This window comes from Escherichia sp. AM3 (assembly GCF_032029835.1).
Classification (GTDB): Bacteria; Pseudomonadota; Gammaproteobacteria; order Enterobacterales; family Enterobacteriaceae; genus Escherichia; species Escherichia coli.
Map to the genome: position 1 here is coordinate 1 of NZ_JAVUPQ010000232.1, position 1910 is coordinate 1910.

Genomic DNA, 1910 nt, shown 5'->3' on the forward strand with positions numbered 1-1910 from the left:
GACAGAACACCTTAAGCCAGCAAAGAGCTGGTACTGAACAGCCCTGATATGCTGTTGAAGCAACAACAGCGAATGGCGCAGTTTACGCAGCAGAAAGCATCCACGTTACAGTCAGAACAGAAGCTGAAAACAGGGATTAAGTTTTTGGGCTTATAAGATTTAATGTATTGATTATGCGAGAAAAATATTTATTTTAGTTCGCTTGCTCATCTTTTCGCCTTAAAAACAGATCGAAATTCTGCGTTTTAGCTATCATTCGATCTATCGATCTAAAAAATAGATCTGCAAAAGATGAATATTCTATGTTTTATTGTTTACATGGAATAAATGAAAGAAAAATTGATTTATCAAGATCGAAAGATCTGTTTTATGTGTTGAACTTAGCATAAGCCACTTGTAGTATAAACTTCGCGCAATAGTAAAAAGTCTCTCTTCATAGGGGCGTGATTTCTCACAAGCAACCACGGTTGGCTTGTGTTTTGTCACATCTGTATATCGGGGATTGAGTATGAAAGGACAGAAACAGTTTTACCTGCTTCAGTGTTCTCCGCATTTTCATCAGTCGGTTCTGTTGCAGTTATCCCGGAGCGGTATCGCTTACTACAATCCAGTTATACGCACTTTCTATAAGAGGCGTGACTGTAGTGCATACAGGGGACAAATCATGCCAATGTTTCCCGGTTATGTATTCGTTCTTCTGGATTTTGAGGTTGTACATCCATCCTGCTTTACCCGGATGAAAAATGTTTATGGACTGGTCAGTTTTGGTGAATATCCTGCTGAAGTTCCTCTAAGTGTCATAAATGAAGTAAAAGAGCAGGAGAAGATTTTTTCGATGAATTTAAGCCTGATGAATAACTCCTGTCTGGCAAAAATACTTCTCCTTGCAGACGCTTCAAAGCGTGGACAAGTCTTTGCCGACTATGTGTGTAACAGAAAATACGACAGGTTAAAAAATGACAGCTATAAAAGGAAAGCGGAAACCGCAACGCAATGTACTCTACCTTCCTACAGAAGTTCGTGTTGAAGTTGAAAAAATTGCAATTGAAATAAGTTTCAAGAGGGGGAGGCGTATCTCTGATTCTGGTTTTGTTCAGTATCTTATTAAAAAATACAAATCTCAGGCGATGAAAGAGCTTATTCATGGGGCTGATATTCCTGACGAGTGATAGCGCCCCGGTGTTCTGAATGTGGAATAATTATGTTATCTACTTCTACTTTTCTTGCGCTTGCCATGCAATGCGCTGCCAGCGTTCATCCTGACACAACGCACGAAGTCGCCAGGGTTGAATCAGGTTTTAACCCATATGCGATTGCGGAAATAATACCAAAGGTTAAACACAAACCTGGTGATAAAGGCGTAGTATCTTACTTTCCTGAATCAAAGGAGGCAGCACTTAGTATCGATAAAAACATTGAATCACGGAACCATCGTTACTCTGTAGGACTTATGCAAATAACGAGTACCAATTTTGCAAAGTTCGGTACGACAGCAGAGAAAATGTTTGATCCATGCGAAAATCTTAAGGTATCAGAAAAAATACTGGTTGACTGTTATAAACGAGGTGGCGACTTAGTGCGCGGGTTGAGTTGCTATTATTCCGGTAATCCAGAAACAGGAGTAAAACCAGAACCTGAATTTAATAATACAAGTTATGTACAACGTATAGGATTTAGCCCTCCTGATAACAAAAAAATTTTTATTGTTCCCTCTGTAAAGGAAATGATTAAAAAGGAGAACAAGACGACTATCACACCTGAAGAAATCATTATATATCCTCAATACGCCATACGTGGCACTGTATCGAATGAAAAGGAAACAAAAGATGTCGAAATTAAATCTGAATAAACGTTATTTAACGCTTTCTCTATTTATGGCTGCGTTGATGCTTTGTGTTGCAGAACCTGCT

General features: G+C 39.0%; 3 protein-coding genes and 1 pseudogene. All 4 read left to right on the forward strand.

Annotated elements, in window-relative coordinates; translation table 11 throughout:
* Nucleotides 1–15: 15 nt before the first annotated feature.
* Nucleotides 16–156 (forward strand): annotated as a pseudogene (locus RTW80_RS24510) (spore coat protein CotH); the annotation flags it as partial.
* Between the two features lie 352 nt (nt 157–508).
* On the forward strand, nt 509–1027 hold the full coding sequence (locus RTW80_RS24515) for a transcription termination/antitermination NusG family protein (RefSeq protein ID WP_001446885.1): 519 nt from the start codon (nt 509–511) through the stop codon (nt 1025–1027).
* Nucleotides 957–1169, forward strand: coding sequence for a hypothetical protein (locus RTW80_RS24520; RefSeq protein ID WP_000125172.1), 213 nt, complete (start codon nt 957–959; stop codon nt 1167–1169). The genes RTW80_RS24515 and RTW80_RS24520 overlap by 71 nt, the downstream gene beginning before the upstream one ends.
* A 32-nt stretch (nt 1170–1201) precedes the next feature.
* Nucleotides 1202–1849, forward strand: coding sequence for a lytic transglycosylase domain-containing protein (locus RTW80_RS24525; RefSeq protein WP_312720665.1), 648 nt, complete (start codon nt 1202–1204; stop codon nt 1847–1849).
* Nucleotides 1850–1910 lie beyond the last annotated feature (61 nt).